Here is a 17329-nt window from a genome sequence, read left to right as displayed (position 1 = left end):
CGCCCATTGCAGCTTAGTTTTCTTCTGGAAAAACCATGAACGATGGAACGGACTATCGTGCGATCCTCGCATCCGATACCCCTTTAATCGACGTTCGCGCGCCGATCGAATTCGCCCAGGGCGCGATGCCTGCGGCAATCAACCTGCCTCTGATGAACGATGATGAACGCGCCGCCGTCGGCACCTGCTATAAACGCCAGGGGCCGGACGCTGCGCTTGCTCTCGGCCATAGCCTGGTCGCAGGCATTACCCGTGAGATGCGCATTAACGCCTGGCGCGAAGCCTGTCTCTCCCACCCCACCGGCTACCTCTGCTGCGCGCGTGGCGGTCAACGCTCGCATATCACTCAGGCCTGGTTGAAAGCGCGCGGCGTGGATTACCCGCTGATCGCAGGCGGCTATAAAGCGCTGCGTCAGACCGCGATTGAGGTAACCGCTGAGCAGGTGCAAAAACCGATGGTGCTGATCGGCGGCTGTACCGGGAGCGGCAAAACGTTGCTGGTGAAACAGCACGCGCAGGGCGTGGATCTGGAAGGGCTGGCGCACCATCGCGGCTCGTCGTTTGGCCGCACGCTCACACCACAGCTTTCGCAGGCGAGCTTCGAAAATCAGCTCGCCGTCGTGCTGTTGAAAAAAGAGGCCGCACGCTGGGTGCTGGAGGATGAAGGGCGGATGATTGGTTCCAACCACCTGCCGGAATGCCTGCGCGACCGCATGGTCCAGTCACCTGTTGTGGTGGTAGAAGACCCGTTTGATGTCCGTCTTGAACGCCTGCGTGAAGAGTATTTCGACCATATGTGGGCGGATTTTTCTGCTGCCTTTGGCGAAGAGGCGGGCTGGAAAGCGTACAGCGAATACCTGCACCACGGCCTGTTTGCCATTCGCCGCCGTCTGGGGCTGCAGCGCTTTGCAGACTTTACGGCGCTGCTGGATTCCGCCCTGCAGGAGCAACAACGTTCTGGCAGCACCGACGCGCATTTGCGCTGGCTTGCCCCGCTGCTGAACGACTATTACGACCCGATGTACACCTGGCAGCTGGCAAAAAAGGCGGAGAAGATTGTGTATCGCGGAACGTTTGAGGACGTGGCTGACTGGCTCAATCGCTGAATCACGCGCAAAAAAACGGCAACCCAGGGTTGCCGTTTTCATATCGGGGTGACTCCCCTGCGGACTGAACTTAGAAGTCGTAACGCAGACGCACCAGGTTCATGTCGCCCAGGTTATCCGTGCTGGAGGTGAACACGTGTTCGTAATCAACACGGAAACCGTAGTCCAGCTGGACGCTAACACCCACACCGTTATCGATACGCTGGTAGTTACGACCATTCACGTACTCAATACGGTCACCCATGAAGTAAGGCTGGATGGATTTCACCGCATACTGATCGATTGGGAATTTGTACCCTGCGAAGTATTCAATACCCCATGCATCACCGGCAAAGTAGTTGTCAGTAGACACTTTTTTGGTGGTCAGGAAGTTCTGGTACCAGCCGCCGCCAGCCGAGAAGGTCCAGTTATCCGGCGTCCAGCTCAGCGCGGTACCGAGGATATTCTGGTCGTAAGATTTGCTGTCGCCGTTGTCCGGGTTACGCATGTCCGCGCGGGTGTAGTTCCACGCTGCGCCCCAGGTCAGATCGGTGGTCAGGTGGTAATCCAGACCCAGTGAACCGCCGCCTTTACGTTTGTAACGCAGGCCATTGCCCGGCAGGTATTCGCTGTCTTCAAACAGGTAGGATGCATAGATATCCGCATCGCCTACGGTTTTCTTATATTTCAGCATTTTGCGTGAACGATAAGAACCGTCGTAGTCACCGTTGATCCCGTTACCTGGAGCCTGACCAATCATGTCGTAGTCCCAGATATCGGTTTTCACGCCAACCACATCATAGTAAACGCTGTTCTGTTGACCGAAGGTCAGCGTACCCCAGGTGTCGCTCTTCAGACCGGTGTACAGCATACGGCGAGAGGTGTCGTTAGCACCTTCAGCGTAGTGATTATCCCAGTTGAACAGCGCCGGAATGTTCACACCCAGCTCGTAGTAGCTGATCCAGCTGATGTCATCAAACAGATAGTAATCTGCTGCGAAACGGAAACGGGTGCCGCCGTCGAAGCCATTACGTTTGTAGGAACCTTTATCGCCGTCGCCCGTCATCATGTTGAACTGAGGACGAATACTGCCGCCAACGGTAAAGTTAAGACGGCTCAGCGGGTTACCTGCCTGAGGGTCTTGTTTAAGAACCGTGATTTCCGCCTGAGATGCGAAGGAGGTCAATGCCACTGCTGCGCCAATTGTTACTGCCAGCGCTGATTTTTTTATAGTCATTATTTTTCCTTTATAGACACGCTGCTAAATATTTAGCAGGTGAATATTAACTGGAAATAATCTTGCTGTGTGCGCGGGTTTTTAATGTTTTGTGCTACTAAACGCATGGGTATTACCGATTTGTGCTGCTAAATTATTACGCACCAGCAGATAAACCGGTGCGTAATTATCACGGATTTGAACTAACTGGCAAACTGACGGAACAGCGCTTTGCCTTTTAGCAATCGCGTGCCGAGCCAGCCGCCACACAGCGACAGCAGCACCGCACCGCAGACCGGCAGCGTGAACCACAGCCGCCAGTCAGGCTCCCACGGGAAATCGAAGACCCGGGTCTGCAGCACGGCTAACGCCGTCTCAGCCCCCATCGCCGCCACCAGACCCGAGACCAGCCCCAGCAGGGCGAACTCGCTCCACAGCGTGGTGCGCAGCAGTCGCTTACTCGCCCCGAGCGTGCGATAGACCACCAGCTCCTGATGACGCTGCCGCATCCCGACCTGCACCTGGGCCAGCAGCAACAGTACGCCGCAGATCGTCACCAGCACCACCATGACCTCCAGAGCCCGGCTGACCTGCTCCAGCACCTGCCCGACCTGTTTAAGGATCGCGCCAATATCCAGCAGGCTGACCGTCGGAAATTCGCGGTTCAGCCGGGTCAGCATACCGTTGCCGTTTTCCCAGCGGAAACTGGTGAGCCAGCTTTGCGGCTGCCCGTCCAGTGCGCCTGCGGGGAAAATAAAGAAGAAGTTCGGCCGCAGGCTTTCCCAGTCCACCTTACGCAGGCTGGTGACCTTAGCGCTAAAATCCTGGGTATCGCCGGTAAAGGTCACGCTGTCGCCCAGCCTGACGTTCAGGCGCGTCGCCAGCCCCTCTTCCATCGACACTTCACCCGCTTTCGGCGGCCAGCTGCCGCCTGTAATCGGGTTGTGATCTGGACGTTTCTCCTGCCAGGTCAGGTTCAGTTCGCGGTTAAGCGATTCATCCTTATTTCCCTCCGTGGACTGGCCGTTGATCTGCGTCAGACGCGCACGGACGATGGGGTAGAACGACTCCGGCACAATCTGGTGTTCCGCCAGGAACGTCTTCAGCGGTGTCACCTGCTCAGGGGCGATATTGATCAGGAAATAGTTCGGGCTTTCCGGCGGAAGCTGCTGTTGCCAGCGATCCAGCAGATCGCCGCGCAGCACCAGCAGCAGTGCCAGCAGCATAAACGACAGCGAAAAGGCAGACAGCTGACTCAGCGTAGACCATGGCTGGTGCAGCAGACGGTTCACCGCCAGCCGCACGGGAAGCGACTTCACCGTCAGCTTTTTAAGCACATTAAGGAGCACCCAGCCGACCACACCACACAGCAGCGCCAGCACCACCGCCCCGGCCAGTACGGCCCACAGCAGCGTGCTGCCGCCCATCAGCCAGGCCAATAACCCAACCGACACCGCAACAATGACAGGAAGATAGAACTTCAGCGGCCAGACGTTGGCCACCACGTCACGGCGCAGCACGCGCAGCGGCTGCGTCGCGAGCAACAGCCGGTACGGGCGAAGCCCCACCAGCACCGAAATCACCATCATCGCGCCAATCGCCCACAGCCACGGCCAGAGGCTGGCCGGTGGAAGTGCGGCAGGCAGTACCGGTTTCAGCATGACCATCAGCAGCTTTTCAAACAGCAGCCCCATCGCCCCACCGGTGAGTGCTGACAACACCAGCAGCATCAGCCACTGGCCGACAATCAGCTTACGCAGCTGGGCGCTGCCCGCGCCAAGGGTCTTGAGGATCGCCACCAGATCGTATCGGCTGCGGCAGTAGTGCCCCATGGCCACCGCCACCGCTGCCACGGCCAGCAGCAGGGTTAACAGCGCTGAAAGCAGCAGGAACTGCTGAGACCGTTCGAGAGATTTACCAAGCGCCCCTTCGTCCTGCTCCAGTCCGTACCAGCGGTGCTCCGGTTTTAACTGCGGCAGCAGCCATTTTTCATACGCGTCAAGCTGGGCGGGCGTTCCCGCAAACTTATAGCGCCAGGTGACGCGGCTTCCCGTCTGCACGGCATGGGTATTTGCCACATCAGCGGTATTCATCAGCAAGCGCGGGGCAAGCTGGAACGGGTTAAAGCCGGAGTCAGGTTCCTGAACCACCTCCCCGGCGATGCGGAGCGTGGCGTCACCCACGTCAATGCTGTCACCCGTTTTTAGGTTCAGCAGCGCCATTAAACGTGGCGCCAGCAGCACCGTCCCCGGTTTCGGCTTTAAGCCAGGCGGGCTGGTCTGCAGTTCACCGTACAGCGGGTAAAGGTCGTCGACGGCTTTGACGCTCGCCAGCTGCGGCGTATCGCCGGCAAAGGTCATGGTCTGAAAGCTCAGCTGTTCCCCCACCTTCAGCCCACGCTTACGCGCCTCGTCAAACCAGCCAGGCGGGACGGGACGCGAGCTTTGCAGCGCCCTGTCTCCGGCCATAAACTCGCGGCTTTGCTGGCTTAACCCTTTCTCCATGCGATCGCTGACGCTGCCCAACGCCAGCACGCAGGCTACCGCCAGGCTTAACGCCATCCAGACAATCAACAGCGTGGGCGAGCGCCATTCGCGCCAGAACCAGCGGGCAATCATGCTTCCTCCTGCAGTTCACCGTTAACCAGCCGCAGGCGACGGTCGCAGCGGGCAGCCAGTTGCGGATCGTGGGTCACCAGAATCAGCGTGGTCCCGTGTTCACGGTTGAGCGAAAACAGCAGGTCGGCAATTTTATCCCCGGTCTTTCGGTCGAGGTTTCCGGTAGGCTCATCCGCAAACAGCACGTCCGGGCGGCCGTTAAACGCCCGGGCCAGGGCCACACGCTGTTGCTCCCCGCCGGAAAGCTGCGCCGGGAGATGGTCGAGGCGTTTGCCAAGCCCTAGTTGCTCCAGCAATGCCTTCGCGTGGGCGCGACTTTCACGGCTGTTTTCGCCGCGCAGCAGCGCCGGCAGTTCAACGTTTTCCAGCGCATTGAGCGTCGGGATCAGCATGAAGGACTGAAAGACAAAGCCAATATGACGTGCGCGGAGCGCGGCACGTGCCTCTTCATCAAGCTGATGCAGCGGTTGCCCGACCAGGTTGACCTCTCCACTGCTGCCGTCGTCCAGACCGGCTAAAATGGCCAGCAGCGTGGACTTCCCGGAGCCGGACTCGCCAATCAGCGCAATGGTTTCGGCGCGTTTGACAACGAGTTCAACTCCGGTGAGGATGGAAAGCTCGTGTTCCCCCTGACCGACGGACTTCTTAAGACGATGAACTTCAACAATGTTTTCCGCTGGCATTTGCCCTTCCTGTTTTTAATCCTGATGACCTTCCGCGCGGCGGCAGCGGACACGTTACTGGTTCTCGGTGACAGCCTGAGTGCAGGCTATCGCATGGCGGCCAACGCGGCCTGGCCAGCTCTGCTCAATGACAAATGGCAGAGTAAGACAACGGTTATTAATGGCAGCATCAGCGGTGATACCTCGCAGCAAGGCTTGTCGCGCCTGCCAGCCTTGCTCAAACAGCATCAACCGCGATGGGTGCTGGTTGAGCTGGGCGGTAATGATGGCTTGCGTGGTTTCCAGCCTCAGCAAACGGAACAGACCCTGCGCACGATCCTTAAGGATATTAAGGCCGCGAACGCGCAACCGCTGCTGATGCAAATTCGCCTGCCCGCCAACTATGGACGTCGGTATAATGAAGCCTTTAGCGCGATCTACCCAAAGCTTGCCAACGAGTTTGATATTCCGCTGCTGCCATTTTTTATGGAAGAGGTCTATCTCAAACCCCAGTGGATGCAAGACGATGGGATCCACCCCAATCGCGATGCGCAGCCGTTTATTGCCGACTGGATGGCAACACGGCTGGCCCCTTTAGTTAAACATGACTCCTAATTCAGCGGAGATCCTGACAGGTAAAGTTATGCAAAAATCGGTCTTAATTACAGGATGTTCCAGCGGAATCGGTCTTGAAAGTGCACTCGAGTTGAAGCGTCAGGGATATTGGGTACTGGCGGCCTGCCGTAAACCCGACGACGTCGAACGCATGAACGGGCTGGGCTTTACCGGTGTGTTACTGGATTTAGACTCACCGGAAAGCGTGGAACGCGCTGCCGATGAGGTGCTGACCCTGACCGACAACCGTCTGTACGGCCTTTTTAACAATGCCGGCTACGGCGTGTATGGTCCCCTGGACACGCTCACCCGCGAACAGCTGGAAAAACAGTTTTCCACCAATTTCTTTGGCGTCCATCAGCTCACCATGCGCCTGCTCCCCGCCATGCTGCCGCACGGTGAAGGACGCATTGTGATGACCTCCTCCGTGATGGGGCTGATTTCAACCCCGGGCCGCGGGGCCTATGCCGCCAGCAAATATGCGCTGGAGGCCTGGTCCGATGCCCTGCGCATGGAGTTGCGTCACAGCGGCATTAAGGTCAGCCTGATCGAGCCGGGCCCTATCCGCACCCGCTTTACGGAAAACGTTAACCAGACCCAGGCGGATAAACCGGTCGAAAACCCCGGTATCGCCGCACGCTTTACGCTCGGGCCGGAAGCAGTCGTCGCTAAAGTGCGCCATGCTTTTGAGAGCGAAAACCCAAAAATGCGCTATCCGGTGACGCTGGTAACCCATGCGGTAGGCTGGTTAAAACGCCTGCTGCCGGGCCGGATGATGGACAAAATTTTACACGGTTGAGTTGAAGCGTCGTCGCTAACCCCCATGTAAATAACAAACCGATAAAAGAGAAGGCCGCATGTCCGTACAGAATATCGTCAATATTACTGAAGCAAACCTGCAACAGACCCTCGAACAGTCCATGACCAAACCGGTGCTGTTCTACTTCTGGTCTGAGCGTAGCCAACACTGTCCGCAGCTGACGCCGGTACTCGAAAGCCTTGCCGCGCAATACAATGGCCAGTTCATTCTCGCCAAACTGGATTGTGACGCTGAGCCTATGGTGGCGTCTCAGTTTGGCCTGCGCGCGATTCCTACCGTCTATCTGTTCCAGAATGGGCAACCTGTTGATGGCTTCCAGGGGCCACAGCCTGAAGAAGCAATCCGCGCCCTGCTGGATAAAGTCCTGCCACGCGAGGAAGAGCTGAAGGCGCAGGAAGCCATGGGACTGATGCAGGAAGGCAAATACGACGAAGCGCTGCCGCTGCTCAAAGAGGCGTGGCAGCTGTCGAAACAGGACAGCCAGATTGGCCTGCTCCTTGCGGAAACGCAGATTGCCCTGCACCGTTCCGACGATGCAGAAGCTGTGCTGAAGACTATTCCACTGCAGGATCAGGATACCCGTTATCAGGGTCTGGTCGCGCAGATCGATCTGCTGAAACAGGCGGCGGATACGCCGGAGATCCAGCAGCTTCAACAGCAGGTTGCCGATAACCCGACCGATGCCGCGCTGGCAAGCCAGCTGGCGCTGCAGCTGCATCAGGTGGGACGTAACGAAGAAGCGCTGGCACTGCTGTTCAGCCATCTGCAAAACGATCTGGGTGCCGCCGACGGTCAGGCGCGGAAAATGTTCCAGGAGATCCTGGCCGCGCTGGGCACCGGCGATGCGCTGGCGTCGACGTACCGCCGTCAGCTGTACGCCCTGCTCTACTGATGAACAGGCCCGGTGCCGTTTGCGCTCACCGGGCCTGCAAAAGAGGCGGTCACCCCGCCTTTTTCAACTGCGTCACCACCAGCTGATGGCGCGCGTTGTAGAACTTCCGATAGGTTAAATAGCAGGCAATGATGGTCGACAGGCTGGCCGTAGAGAGCAGCATAAAGGTCACCATGATCTGATATTTAATGGCTTTGACCGGATCGATACCGGCAAAAATCAGCCCCGACATCATTCCCGGCAGGCTAACCAGCCCAACCGTTTTTGCGGAATCCACCGTTGGGATCAGCGACGAGCGGATGCTGTCGCGGATCAGTACCGCCGAGGCCATTTTCGGTGTTGCCCCCAGACTTAATTTCTCCTGCAGCTTCTGTTGTTCACTGCTAAATCGCTGGCCGAGGTTGTTGTAACACAGTCCCACTGCCACCATAGCGTTCCCCGCAATCATCCCGGAAATAGGGATAACCTGCATCGGCGTAAACTCGATTGAGCCGGACACCACCAGCACCGCCAGCGTCAGCGCCGTCCCGGTTGTAATGGCGATAAACGATGAGACAAACGCCTTATCGATATACTTACTGCGTTTCTGCGCGTTCCACGCCGCGTTAAAGCAGATAAACAGCACCATCAGGAGCGTCAGCACCGCGTGGTTGACGTTAAAAATATACTTCAGCACATAGCCGACAATAATGAGCTGGATAACCGCGCGGCAGATACTCCAGACAATATCTTTCTCCAGGCCCAGCTTTTCCCGGTAGCTCACCACAATAGCGATCAGTACCAGCACCATCGAAAACGCCAGCGACGTATTCGTAATATTATGCTCACCCACGGTTTGCCTCCTGCATTTTCCCGCCCTGCGGCTCAAGCGTAATGACATCATCCGCATGGGTAATTTCGTTTGAATCGTGCGTAACCCACAGCACGGCAATATTCTGCTCGCTTGCGTAACGATGAATAACCTCGTTAACGTTGCGTTTGTTCACCTCATCCAGCGCGCTGGTGATCTCGTCCAGTAACAATATCTTCGGCAAAAACTGCAGATTGCGAATCAGCGAAACGCGCTGCTTTTCACCGCCCGATAATTCATTGATGGATTTAGTCAGCGTCTCTTTCGACAGGCCAAAGCGGGCCAGATCGGCGATAAATTTTTCTGGCTCCGGCGTTTTATGACGGATTTGCCACGGAAAGACCAGGTTGTCATAAACCGTGTCCCCAAACAGCGAAGGGGTTTGCACGCAGTAAGAGACCTGCTGGCGATAGCTTTCTGGCGACAGTGTCGCGATATCCTGCCCTTCAAACAGAATAGCGCCCTCAGTGGGGCTGAGCAGTGAAGCGACAATCTTTAATAACGTGCTTTTACCACAGCCTGACGGCCCTGTTATCAGTTTGAACTCACCCGGGGAAAGACAAAAATCGACATGCTGAAGGATCGTGGTATTTGCCACACGAAAACCGACATCCCTGACCTGCAAGAGCGTATTTTTATTGTTCATCATGCATCCTGTAACCACCTTTATTGCAACCATGCGTAGAATAATCCTTTCACGAACGCAGCGCGAATAGGGTGTGTCGATGGCTGGAGTAAAGGTTTTACCGGTATTCGTCGCGCCCCCTTCTTTACAGGGGCGAATTTCAGCCCGATAGCCGATATACTGACTCATAACACACACGCAGTTCCCTTCGTCACAGCATGCAAAACAGGAGGTTTTTATGCTTATCGTTATACCTGTCCTTATTTTCGTTGCGCTGGTTATTGTCGGCGCTGGCGTCAAAATTGTCCCACAAGGGTATCAGTGGACCGTTGAACGCTTTGGCCGCTACACCAACACGCTCCAGCCGGGTTTAAGCCTGATTGTCCCTTTCATGGACAGGATTGGACGTAAAATCAATATGATGGAACAGGTGCTGGATATTCCTTCCCAGGAAGTGATCTCCAAGGATAACGCCAACGTCACCATTGATGCGGTCTGTTTTATTCAGGTTATTGATGCCCCAAAAGCGGCCTATGAAGTCAGCAATCTGGAGCTGGCTATCGTAAATCTGACGATGACCAACATTCGTACCGTGCTCGGTTCAATGGAGCTGGACGAGATGCTCTCTCAGCGCGACAGCATTAACACCCGCCTGCTGCACATTGTCGACGAGGCCACCAACCCGTGGGGGATCAAAGTTACCCGTATTGAGATCCGCGACGTGCGCCCACCGGCAGAGCTGATCGCCTCCATGAACGCGCAGATGAAAGCGGAACGGACCAAACGCGCCTACATTCTGGAAGCTGAAGGGGTACGTCAGGCAGAGATCCTGAAAGCCGAAGGGGAAAAACAGTCGCAGATCCTGAAAGCGGAAGGTGAACGCCAGTCTGCCTTCTTACAGGCGGAAGCCCGTGAACGTTCTGCAGAAGCGGAAGCCCGCGCCACCCAGATGGTCTCTGAAGCAATTGCGGCGGGTGATATCCAGGCGGTGAACTACTTCGTTGCGCAAAAATACACTGACGCGCTGAAAGAGATTGGCTCCGCGAACAACAGCAAAGTGGTGATGATGCCGCTGGATGCCAGCAGCCTGATGGGCTCCATCGCCGGGATCACGGAACTTATCAAAGACAGCGGAAAAGAGCGCAAAAAATGATTGAGCTAATCGTCGCACATCCTCATGCATTCTGGCTAAGCCTCGGTGGCTTATTGCTGGCGGCGGAGATGCTTGGCGGCAACGGTTACCTGCTCTGGAGCGGTGTTGCCGCTGTCATTACCGGGTTAGTGGTCTGGCTACTGCCCCTGGACTGGGCGTGGCAGGGGGCGTTATTTGCCGTGCTGACGCTGTTGGCCGCCTGGCTGTGGTGGCGCTGGCTTAACCGCCAGGTGACAGAGCAGAAACCGCTCGACGCCCACCTCAATCAGCGCGGGCAGCAGATTGTCGGCAAACGTTTTACGCTCGACACGGCGCTGGTTAACGGGCGCGGACATATGCGCGTAGGCGACAGTTCATGGCCCGTGGTGGCCGACGATGACCTCAGCGCCGGCACGCAGGTTGAGGTCATTGCGGTGGAAGGGATAACCCTGCGGGTTAAAGCCTGTCAGGCATGAGCCTTACGATGACAGCAGCCGGACAGATTATCGATAATCGGGCAGTCGGCGCTATCATCCCCCGGACAGGATTCCGCCAGCGCCAGAAGCTGCTGACGCATCGCCTGTAACTCGGTAATGTGGCGTTCAATCTCAGCCACTTTCTCCAGCGTACGTTTTTTCACGTCTGCGCTATGGCGTGCCGGATCGTTGAATAAGGTGACCAGCTCGCCGCACTCTTCAAGGTTAAATCCCACCTGCCGCGCCTGGCGCAGCAGCGTCAGTTCATCCAGATGCAGTTGCGTATAACTGCGGTAGCCATTTTCACTGCGCAGCGGCGGTGTCACCAGCCCCTTCTCTTCATAAAAACGGATCGCTTTGCTGGTCAATCCGGTTTTTTTCGCAACATCACTGATATTCACATTTCCCCCTTGACCTTCCCCTTGATGGAAGGTTTAACCTTCATAACAGTTAGCGAAAAGCGTTATGCCGGTCAACATCTGACCAGATCATTATACGGGAGTTTTGTTATGTCTCACACTATTGACCTGACACTGGACGGCCTCTCCTGCGGCCACTGTGTCAAACGCGTTAAAGAAAGTCTGGAACAGCGCCCTGATGTAGACAGCGCTGAAGTGACCCTTGATCACGCCGCCGTCACCGGTAGCGCCAGTGCGGATGCGCTGATTGATACGATCAAACAGGCTGGTTATGGGGCGGAGCTGAGCCACCCAAAGGCTAAACCGCTGGCAGAGTCATCATCCCCGTCGGAAGCACTGACAGCGGCCACTCCTGAGCTTCCGGTAGCTGATGATATTGATGACAGCCAACAGCTGCTGATCAACGGCATGAGCTGCGCCAGCTGCGTCTCCCGGGTACAAAATGCCTTGCAGGCTGTACCGGGTGTCGCGCAGGCACGGGTCAATCTTGCGGAGCGTACTGCGCTGGTGATGGGCAGTGCCTCCGCCGCAGATTTAGTGCAGGCCGTTGAAAAAGCGGGCTACGGCGCAGAGGCCATCGAAGATGACCTCAAACGTCGTGAACGCCAGCAGGAAACGGCCGTCGCCACCATGAAACGCTTCCGCTGGCAGGCCATCGTCGCGCTGCTGGTTGGGGTCCCGGTCATGGTGTGGGGTATGATCGGTGACAATATGATGGTCACCGACGATAACCGCACGCTGTGGCTGGTCATTGGGTTGATTACGCTTGCCGTGATGGTCTTCGCAGGCGGTCACTTCTACTCCAGCGCCTGGAAAAGCCTGAAAAATCGCACCGCGACGATGGACACCCTTGTCGCACTCGGCACGGGTGCGGCGTGGCTGTACTCCATGAGCGTCAACGTCTGGCCCCAGTGGTTCCCGATGGAAGCGCGTCATCTCTATTATGAAGCGAGCGCGATGATTATCGGCCTGATTAACCTCGGCCATATGCTTGAAGCGCGCGCCCGTCAGCGCTCCTCTAAAGCGCTGGAACGCCTGCTGGATTTAACCCCACCGACCGCGCGCGTCGTGACGGATGCGGGTGAAAAAAGCGTCCCATTGGCTGAAGTTCAACCCGGCATGACGCTGCGCCTGACCACCGGCGACCGCGTTCCCGTCGACGGTGAAATCACTCAGGGCGAAGCCTGGTTTGACGAAGCGATGCTGACCGGAGAACCCGTCCCGCAACAGAAAGCCCAGGGCGATGCCATTCATGCCGGTACGGTGGTGCAGGACGGTAGCGTGCTTTTCACCGCCAGTGCCGTCGGCAGCCATACCACGCTGTCACGCATTATTCGCATGGTGCGTCAGGCACAGAGCAGTAAGCCGGAAATTGGTCAGCTGGCCGATAAAATCTCCGCCATTTTTGTGCCGGTCGTGGTCGGTATCGCGCTGCTGAGCGCGGCTATCTGGTATGTCTTCGGCCCGGCACCGCAAATTGTTTATACCCTGGTGATTGCCACGACGGTGCTGATCATTGCCTGTCCTTGCGCGCTCGGTCTTGCCACGCCAATGTCGATCATCTCAGGCGTAGGCCGTGCCGCTGAATTTGGCGTGCTGGTACGGGATGCCGATGCGTTGCAGCGGGCGAGCACGCTGGACACGCTGGTGTTTGATAAAACCGGCACGCTGACGGAAGGGAAACCGCAGGTAGTGGCCGTGATAACCGCAGGCATCACGCAGGATGACGCGCTGCGTCTCGCCGCGGCGCTTGAACAAGGCTCCAGCCACCCGCTGGCCCACGCCATTATTGAGAAAGCCGGGAATGCCAGCCTGCCGCAGGTGAGCAATTTCCGCACCCTGCGCGGTTTAGGCGTCAGCGGTACCGCCGAAGGGCACACGCTGCTGCTGGGGAATCAGGCACTGCTGAAGGAGCATGGCGTTGAGACCTCTGCCCTGGAACAAGACCTGAAAGCTCAGGCCTCTCAGGGCGCAACCCCGGTTCTGCTTGCCGTTGATGGCAAGGCCGCGGCGCTGCTGGCAATTCGCGATCCGCTACGCCAGGACAGCGTGCAGGCGTTGCAACGCCTGCATCGCGCGGGCTATCGCCTGGTGATGTTGACCGGGGATAATCCTGTGACGGCGAACGCCATCGCCCGGGAAGCCGGGATTGACGAGGTCATTGCCGGGGTGTTACCTGACGGCAAAGCAGATGCCATCAAGACGCTGCAAAGCCAGGGCCGCCAGGTGGCGATGGTCGGTGACGGGATTAACGATGCGCCGGCGCTGGCACAGGCGGAAGTGGGTATTGCGATGGGGGGCGGTAGCGATGTCGCCATTGAGACGGCCGCCATCACCCTGATGCGTCACAGCCTGATGGGCGTTGCGGACGCGCTGGCGATTTCAAAAGCCACCTTGCGCAACATGAAGCAGAACCTGCTGGGTGCCTTCGTCTACAACTCGCTCGGTATCCCGATTGCTGCCGGTATTTTGTGGCCGCTGACCGGCACGCTGCTGAACCCGGTTGTCGCGGGTGCGGCGATGGCGCTCTCGTCCATTACCGTGGTGAGCAACGCAAACCGGTTGTTGCGGTTTAAACCGAAAGATTGAACCTTCTTCTCCTACGCGCTAGCATGAACCTTTCCGTTTATGGAGCGCGTATGAGTCTGTTTAATCGTATAAAAACATCGTTTCGCGCCCTCTTCCCCCGCCGTTATGCCTGGCCCGGCATGGATATCTCGCTTCCCGGCGGGCAGCACCTTCACCTGGTGGGCAGCATCCATATGGGCACGCAGGATATGTCCCCGCTGCCAGCCGGTCTGATGAAACTGCTGAAGAGCGCCGATGCGCTGGTCGTTGAAGCGGATATTTCGGGCCAGACGTCGCCGTTTGCCGGCCTCGAAAGCGATCTCCCCCTTGCTGAACGTTTGAACGACACGCAGTTTGCTGAACTGACGCGCGTCGCAGATGAGACGGGGGTGTCGCTCTCCATGCTGGACACACTGCCGCTGTGGCAAATCGCGATGGTCCTGCAGGCGACCCAGGCGCAGCGTCTGGGGCTACGCGGCGATTACGGTATTGATTACCAGCTGTTGAATGCCGCGAGAGCACGCCATTTGTCAGTCATTGAGCTCGAAGGTACGGACAGCCAGATAGCCCTGCTGCGCCAGCTTCCTGATGATGGGCTGATGCTGCTGGATGATACCCTGACCCACTGGCACACCAACGCGCGTCTGTTGCAAACGATGATCGGCTGGTGGCTGAATGCGCCGCCCACGGACGGTAAACTGGCGCTGCCGTCGACGTTCAGTGAATCGTTGTATGATGTGCTGATGAACGAGCGCAACAAAGCCTGGCAGCAGACGTTACATGCGTTGCCTGCGGGGCGTTACGTGGTCGCTGTCGGGGCGTTACATTTGTACGGAGAAGGGAATTTGCCGTCACTGCTGAAATAAAAAAATGGCCAATATTTCTATTGGCCCGTCAAAGAGGAATTTCATCGTTTTTATTATGCCGAAGGAGACCTTCGGTTGAGCCGATTGTCGCTCAAAGTGACCATCACTGCCAATACTATTGCGCAAGATGGTGCTATTTTTTAGACAAACGTCAGGCGTATGCTGTCAGCATGAATTGTCTGTCGTAAGAAGGATAGCTATGACTCCCGCCGTTAAATTACTCGGAAAAAACAACATTCCCTTTCGGATCCACACCTACGATCACGATCCCAGCGAAACGAATTTTGGTGATGAAGTAGTGCGCAAACTGGGGCTGAACGCCGATCGGGTTTATAAGACGCTGCTGGTGGCGGTGAACGGTGATATGAAACACCTCGCCGTTGCGGTAACGCCCGTTGCCGGGCAACTGGATCTCAAGAAAGTGGCCAAAGCGCTGGGGGCAAAGAAGGTGGATATGGCCGATCCGATGGTTGCGCAACGCACTACCGGCTACCTTGTCGGCGGTATTAGCCCGCTCGGGCAGAAAAAACGCCTGCCGACGCTGATTGATGCCCCTTCGCAGACCTTCGACACTATTTATATTTCCGGCGGCAAACGCGGGCTGGATATTGAACTGTCCGCAGGCGATCTGGCAAAAATACTGAACGCGACATTTGCGGATATTGCGCGACGGGATTGAGGAAGTGGCCCGGAGGCACTGTGCTTACCGGGCCGACGATTCTCATACAGGCCGGGTCAGGCGTAGCCGCCCCCCGGCACAAAACCGCACTACTGCCAGCTCACCTCGCCTTTCGGCTCGTAGGTATTCACGTCGATCGGTGAATTCTGCTCGATAAACTGCTTCAGCACTTCCGCATCGATAAACCCGGTATTCACATAGCCCGGTTTATTGTCGATATGCGGATAACCGTCACCGCCGGTGGCGTTAAAGCTTAATGTTGCCATGCGGTAGGTTTTAGCAGGATCGACCGGCTCGCCTTTGATTTTGAGGTCGTTGAGCTTGCCGTCCTTCGCCACAAAGCTGACGTTGGCAAACTGCGGATAAGCGCCGGAGTCCGGCTTCATCTGCGCCACGGCGGTGAGATAGTCAATCACCTCTTTACCGCTCATGTCGACATACACCACGATGTTACCGAACGGCTGAACCTTCAGCACATCTTTATAGGTGATGTTTCCGCCTTCGATGGAGTCGCGGATGCCGCCGCCGCTCATCACGCCAAAATCGGCATTTGTGCGCGCCATTTGTGCCGCCAGCACCAGATGCCCCATATTGGTCTGCACAAAGCGAACTTTGCTGCGGTCCCCTTCCAGACGACCATTCAGCGTACCAATCTTCACGTCCAGCTGCGCCTTGCCTTTATTCTGGAAGGGCGTCAGCAGGGAGAGCATCTGCGCGTTCTCGGCAATTTCCGGGGTGTAGAGTACGCGTTCACTCTTCCCGTCAGGGTAAGTCACTTTCTTCTTCAGGTTGACCGGAATGAGCTGATAGTGCACCAGCTTCATCTCGCCGTTACGGAACTCAAAGTCCGCACGCCCCACGTATTTACCCCATTCGTGCGCCTGCACAATCCAGATACCGTTTTGACGGTCCGGAGCACACGGCGTGCCTGGCACGTAGTCGACCTGCTTTTTATTCTCTGACGCCATGCAGACCGGGTCTTGTGAATGACCACCCACAATCATCGCCAGCGAGCCTGCAGGCAGGCTGCGAGCCATCTCCACGTCACCCGGCGCATTCGAGCCGTGCTCACCATTGTCGTAGTGGCCCATATGGGTGGTGGCAATAATGACATCCGGCTTTTCGTTCTGCTGCAATTCCTGAATGACCAGCTTCGCTTCGTCTGCCGGTTTACGGAATTCGATATCGGTAAAGAACTCAGGGTTGCCGATTTTCGCCGTATCGTCGGTGGTTAACCCGATGACCGCAATTTTCAGATCCTGACGCTTAAACAGCGCCCAGGGTTTGAACAGTCGCTCGCCGGTGCTTTTCTGGTAGATGTTGGCAGAGAGGAACGGGAATTTGGCCCATTTTTCCTGCTGACGCAGCACCGTCAGCGGGTTATCGAATTCATGATTACCGACGGCCATCGCATCGTAGCCAATAAGATTCATGCCGCGGAAATCAGGCTCCGCATCCTGTAAATCAGATTCCGGCACACCGGTATTGATATCGCCCCCCGACAGCAGCAGTACGCTGCCCCCCTGGGCTGCCACCTCTTTACGAATGCCATCCACCAGCGTTTTTTGTGCCGACAGACCGTATTCGCCGTATTCACTGCGCCAGAAATGGCCGTGGTGATCGTTGGTATGCAGAATGGTGATTTTATAGGTTTTATCTTTTTCATAGGCCTGCACGGGCAGGCTAACCAGACCCCAGGCGGCGATCAGCGCCAGCGCGACGCTCCGCTTCATTAACTTCATCTTCTCTCTCCCTGACCAATAGACAAAGGCAAAAATTACAGTGACTAATAAGAATAGACAAATA

Annotated in this window: 16 protein-coding genes; 9 read left to right on the top strand and 7 right to left on the bottom strand. The window is 56.9% G+C overall.

Features of this window, described 5'->3' with window-relative positions; translation table 11 throughout:
• Positions 1 to 35: 35 nt before the first annotated feature.
• Complete coding sequence (mnmH, locus tag AC2FAP_RS16905) at positions 36 to 1106, top strand: tRNA 2-selenouridine(34) synthase MnmH (protein ID WP_219372749.1); 1071 nt, start codon at positions 36 to 38, stop codon at positions 1104 to 1106.
• A gap of 70 nt (positions 1107 to 1176) precedes the next feature.
• Here mnmH and AC2FAP_RS16900 read toward each other — a convergent pair whose 3' ends face one another.
• The 3 genes from AC2FAP_RS16900 to ybbA all read right to left on the bottom strand — a co-directional run bounded on the left by AC2FAP_RS16900 (position 1177) and on the right by ybbA (position 5602).
• A complete protein-coding gene (locus AC2FAP_RS16900; RefSeq protein WP_014168933.1) occupies positions 1177 to 2322 on the bottom strand; it encodes a porin in 1146 nt (381 codons plus the stop codon).
• A gap of 182 nt (positions 2323 to 2504) precedes the next feature.
• Complete coding sequence (gene ybbP, locus AC2FAP_RS16895) at positions 2505 to 4919, bottom strand: putative ABC transporter permease subunit YbbP (protein WP_449541481.1); 2415 nt, start codon at positions 4917 to 4919, stop codon at positions 2505 to 2507.
• Entirely contained in the window at positions 4916 to 5602 is a 687-nt protein-coding gene (gene ybbA, locus AC2FAP_RS16890; RefSeq protein ID WP_068795147.1) for a putative ABC transporter ATP-binding protein YbbA, read from the bottom strand. Before ybbA ends, ybbP begins: the two co-directional genes overlap by 4 nt.
• On the opposite strand from ybbA, the gene tesA reads away from it, so the two are divergent.
• From tesA to AC2FAP_RS16875, 3 genes are read left to right on the top strand one after another with little or no spacing between them, the layout of a single operon-like run.
• Positions 5573 to 6196, top strand: coding sequence for a multifunctional acyl-CoA thioesterase I/protease I/lysophospholipase L1 (gene tesA / locus AC2FAP_RS16885; RefSeq protein ID WP_025206538.1), 624 nt, complete (start codon positions 5573 to 5575; stop codon positions 6194 to 6196). The two genes, ybbA and tesA, sit on opposite strands and share 30 nt — an antisense overlap.
• Positions 6186 to 6995 carry an SDR family oxidoreductase gene (locus AC2FAP_RS16880; protein ID WP_086532865.1) on the top strand — a complete coding sequence of 270 codons (810 nt, stop codon included), beginning with the start codon at positions 6186 to 6188 and terminating at the stop codon, positions 6993 to 6995. The genes tesA and AC2FAP_RS16880 overlap by 11 nt, the downstream gene beginning before the upstream one ends.
• A gap of 58 nt (positions 6996 to 7053) precedes the next feature.
• Complete coding sequence (locus AC2FAP_RS16875) at positions 7054 to 7908, top strand: co-chaperone YbbN (protein WP_449541482.1); 855 nt, start codon at positions 7054 to 7056, stop codon at positions 7906 to 7908.
• Between the two features lie 49 nt (positions 7909 to 7957).
• Here AC2FAP_RS16875 and fetB read toward each other — a convergent pair whose 3' ends face one another.
• Positions 7958 to 8740, bottom strand: a complete 783-nt coding sequence (gene fetB / locus AC2FAP_RS16870) for an iron efflux ABC transporter permease subunit FetB (RefSeq protein WP_025204831.1) — start codon at positions 8738 to 8740, stop codon at positions 7958 to 7960.
• On the bottom strand, positions 8733 to 9404 hold the full coding sequence (fetA, locus tag AC2FAP_RS16865) for an iron efflux ABC transporter ATP-binding subunit FetA (RefSeq protein WP_449541517.1): 672 nt from the start codon (positions 9402 to 9404) through the stop codon (positions 8733 to 8735). The genes fetB and fetA overlap by 8 nt, the downstream gene beginning before the upstream one ends.
• A gap of 217 nt (positions 9405 to 9621) precedes the next feature.
• Here fetA and AC2FAP_RS16860 point away from each other — a divergent pair, with 217 nt between their 5' ends.
• Positions 9622 to 10536, top strand: coding sequence for an SPFH domain-containing protein (locus AC2FAP_RS16860; RefSeq protein ID WP_449541483.1), 915 nt, complete (start codon positions 9622 to 9624; stop codon positions 10534 to 10536).
• Positions 10533 to 10991, top strand: a complete 459-nt coding sequence (locus tag AC2FAP_RS16855; protein WP_014168924.1) for an NfeD family protein — start codon at positions 10533 to 10535, stop codon at positions 10989 to 10991. The genes AC2FAP_RS16860 and AC2FAP_RS16855 overlap by 4 nt, the downstream gene beginning before the upstream one ends.
• Here AC2FAP_RS16855 and cueR read toward each other — a convergent pair.
• Positions 10982 to 11392: a Cu(I)-responsive transcriptional regulator gene (gene cueR / locus AC2FAP_RS16850; protein WP_014168923.1), complete on the bottom strand. Its 411-nt coding sequence runs from the start codon at positions 11390 to 11392 to the stop codon at positions 10982 to 10984. The genes AC2FAP_RS16855 and cueR overlap by 10 nt on opposite strands.
• 108 nt (positions 11393 to 11500) lie before the next feature.
• On the opposite strand from cueR, the gene copA reads away from it, so the two are divergent.
• From copA to ybaK, 3 genes are all read left to right on the top strand, one after another.
• Positions 11501 to 13999 (top strand): copper-exporting P-type ATPase CopA, encoded by a 2499-nt coding sequence (copA, locus tag AC2FAP_RS16845; protein ID WP_422712233.1) that lies wholly within the window; start codon positions 11501 to 11503, stop codon positions 13997 to 13999.
• A 50-nt stretch (positions 14000 to 14049) separates the two neighbouring features.
• Complete coding sequence (locus AC2FAP_RS16840) at positions 14050 to 14844, top strand: TraB/GumN family protein (RefSeq protein ID WP_025204835.1); 795 nt, start codon at positions 14050 to 14052, stop codon at positions 14842 to 14844.
• Positions 14845 to 15043: 199 nt separating this feature from the next.
• Positions 15044 to 15523, top strand: coding sequence for a Cys-tRNA(Pro)/Cys-tRNA(Cys) deacylase YbaK (gene ybaK, locus AC2FAP_RS16835; protein ID WP_485452993.1), 480 nt, complete (start codon positions 15044 to 15046; stop codon positions 15521 to 15523).
• Between the two features lie 89 nt (positions 15524 to 15612).
• Here the strand turns inward: ybaK and ushA are convergent, their stop codons facing one another.
• Positions 15613 to 17265, bottom strand: coding sequence for a bifunctional UDP-sugar hydrolase/5'-nucleotidase UshA (gene ushA / locus AC2FAP_RS16830; protein WP_014168919.1), 1653 nt, complete (start codon positions 17263 to 17265; stop codon positions 15613 to 15615).
• Between the last annotated feature and the right edge of the window lie 64 nt (positions 17266 to 17329).

Source organism: Enterobacter cloacae complex sp. 394I7 (assembly GCF_057320345.1).
This window is presented reverse-complemented; position numbering and strand designations above follow the sequence as displayed.

Coding starts and splice junctions, on each gene's coding strand:
- tesA (WP_025206538.1), top strand. CDS start 5,573: ATGAACTTCAACAATGTTTTCCGCTGGCATTTGCCCTTCCTGTTTTTA.
- ybbA (WP_068795147.1), bottom strand. CDS start 5,602: ATGCCAGCGGAAAACATTGTTGAAGTTCATCGTCTTAAGAAGTCCGTC.
- AC2FAP_RS16880 (WP_086532865.1), top strand. CDS start 6,186: ATGACTCCTAATTCAGCGGAGATCCTGACAGGTAAAGTTATGCAAAAA.
- copA (WP_422712233.1), top strand. CDS start 11,501: ATGTCTCACACTATTGACCTGACACTGGACGGCCTCTCCTGCGGCCAC.
- AC2FAP_RS16860 (WP_449541483.1), top strand. CDS start 9,622: ATGCTTATCGTTATACCTGTCCTTATTTTCGTTGCGCTGGTTATTGTC.
- AC2FAP_RS16855 (WP_014168924.1), top strand. CDS start 10,533: ATGATTGAGCTAATCGTCGCACATCCTCATGCATTCTGGCTAAGCCTC.
- mnmH (WP_219372749.1), top strand. CDS start 36: ATGAACGATGGAACGGACTATCGTGCGATCCTCGCATCCGATACCCCT.
- AC2FAP_RS16875 (WP_449541482.1), top strand. CDS start 7,054: ATGTCCGTACAGAATATCGTCAATATTACTGAAGCAAACCTGCAACAG.
- AC2FAP_RS16900 (WP_014168933.1), bottom strand. CDS start 2,322: ATGACTATAAAAAAATCAGCGCTGGCAGTAACAATTGGCGCAGCAGTG.
- fetA (WP_449541517.1), bottom strand. CDS start 9,404: ATGAACAATAAAAATACGCTCTTGCAGGTCAGGGATGTCGGTTTTCGT.
- AC2FAP_RS16840 (WP_025204835.1), top strand. CDS start 14,050: ATGAGTCTGTTTAATCGTATAAAAACATCGTTTCGCGCCCTCTTCCCC.
- ushA (WP_014168919.1), bottom strand. CDS start 17,265: ATGAAGTTAATGAAGCGGAGCGTCGCGCTGGCGCTGATCGCCGCCTGG.
- ybaK (WP_485452993.1), top strand. CDS start 15,044: ATGACTCCCGCCGTTAAATTACTCGGAAAAAACAACATTCCCTTTCGG.
- ybbP (WP_449541481.1), bottom strand. CDS start 4,919: ATGATTGCCCGCTGGTTCTGGCGCGAATGGCGCTCGCCCACGCTGTTG.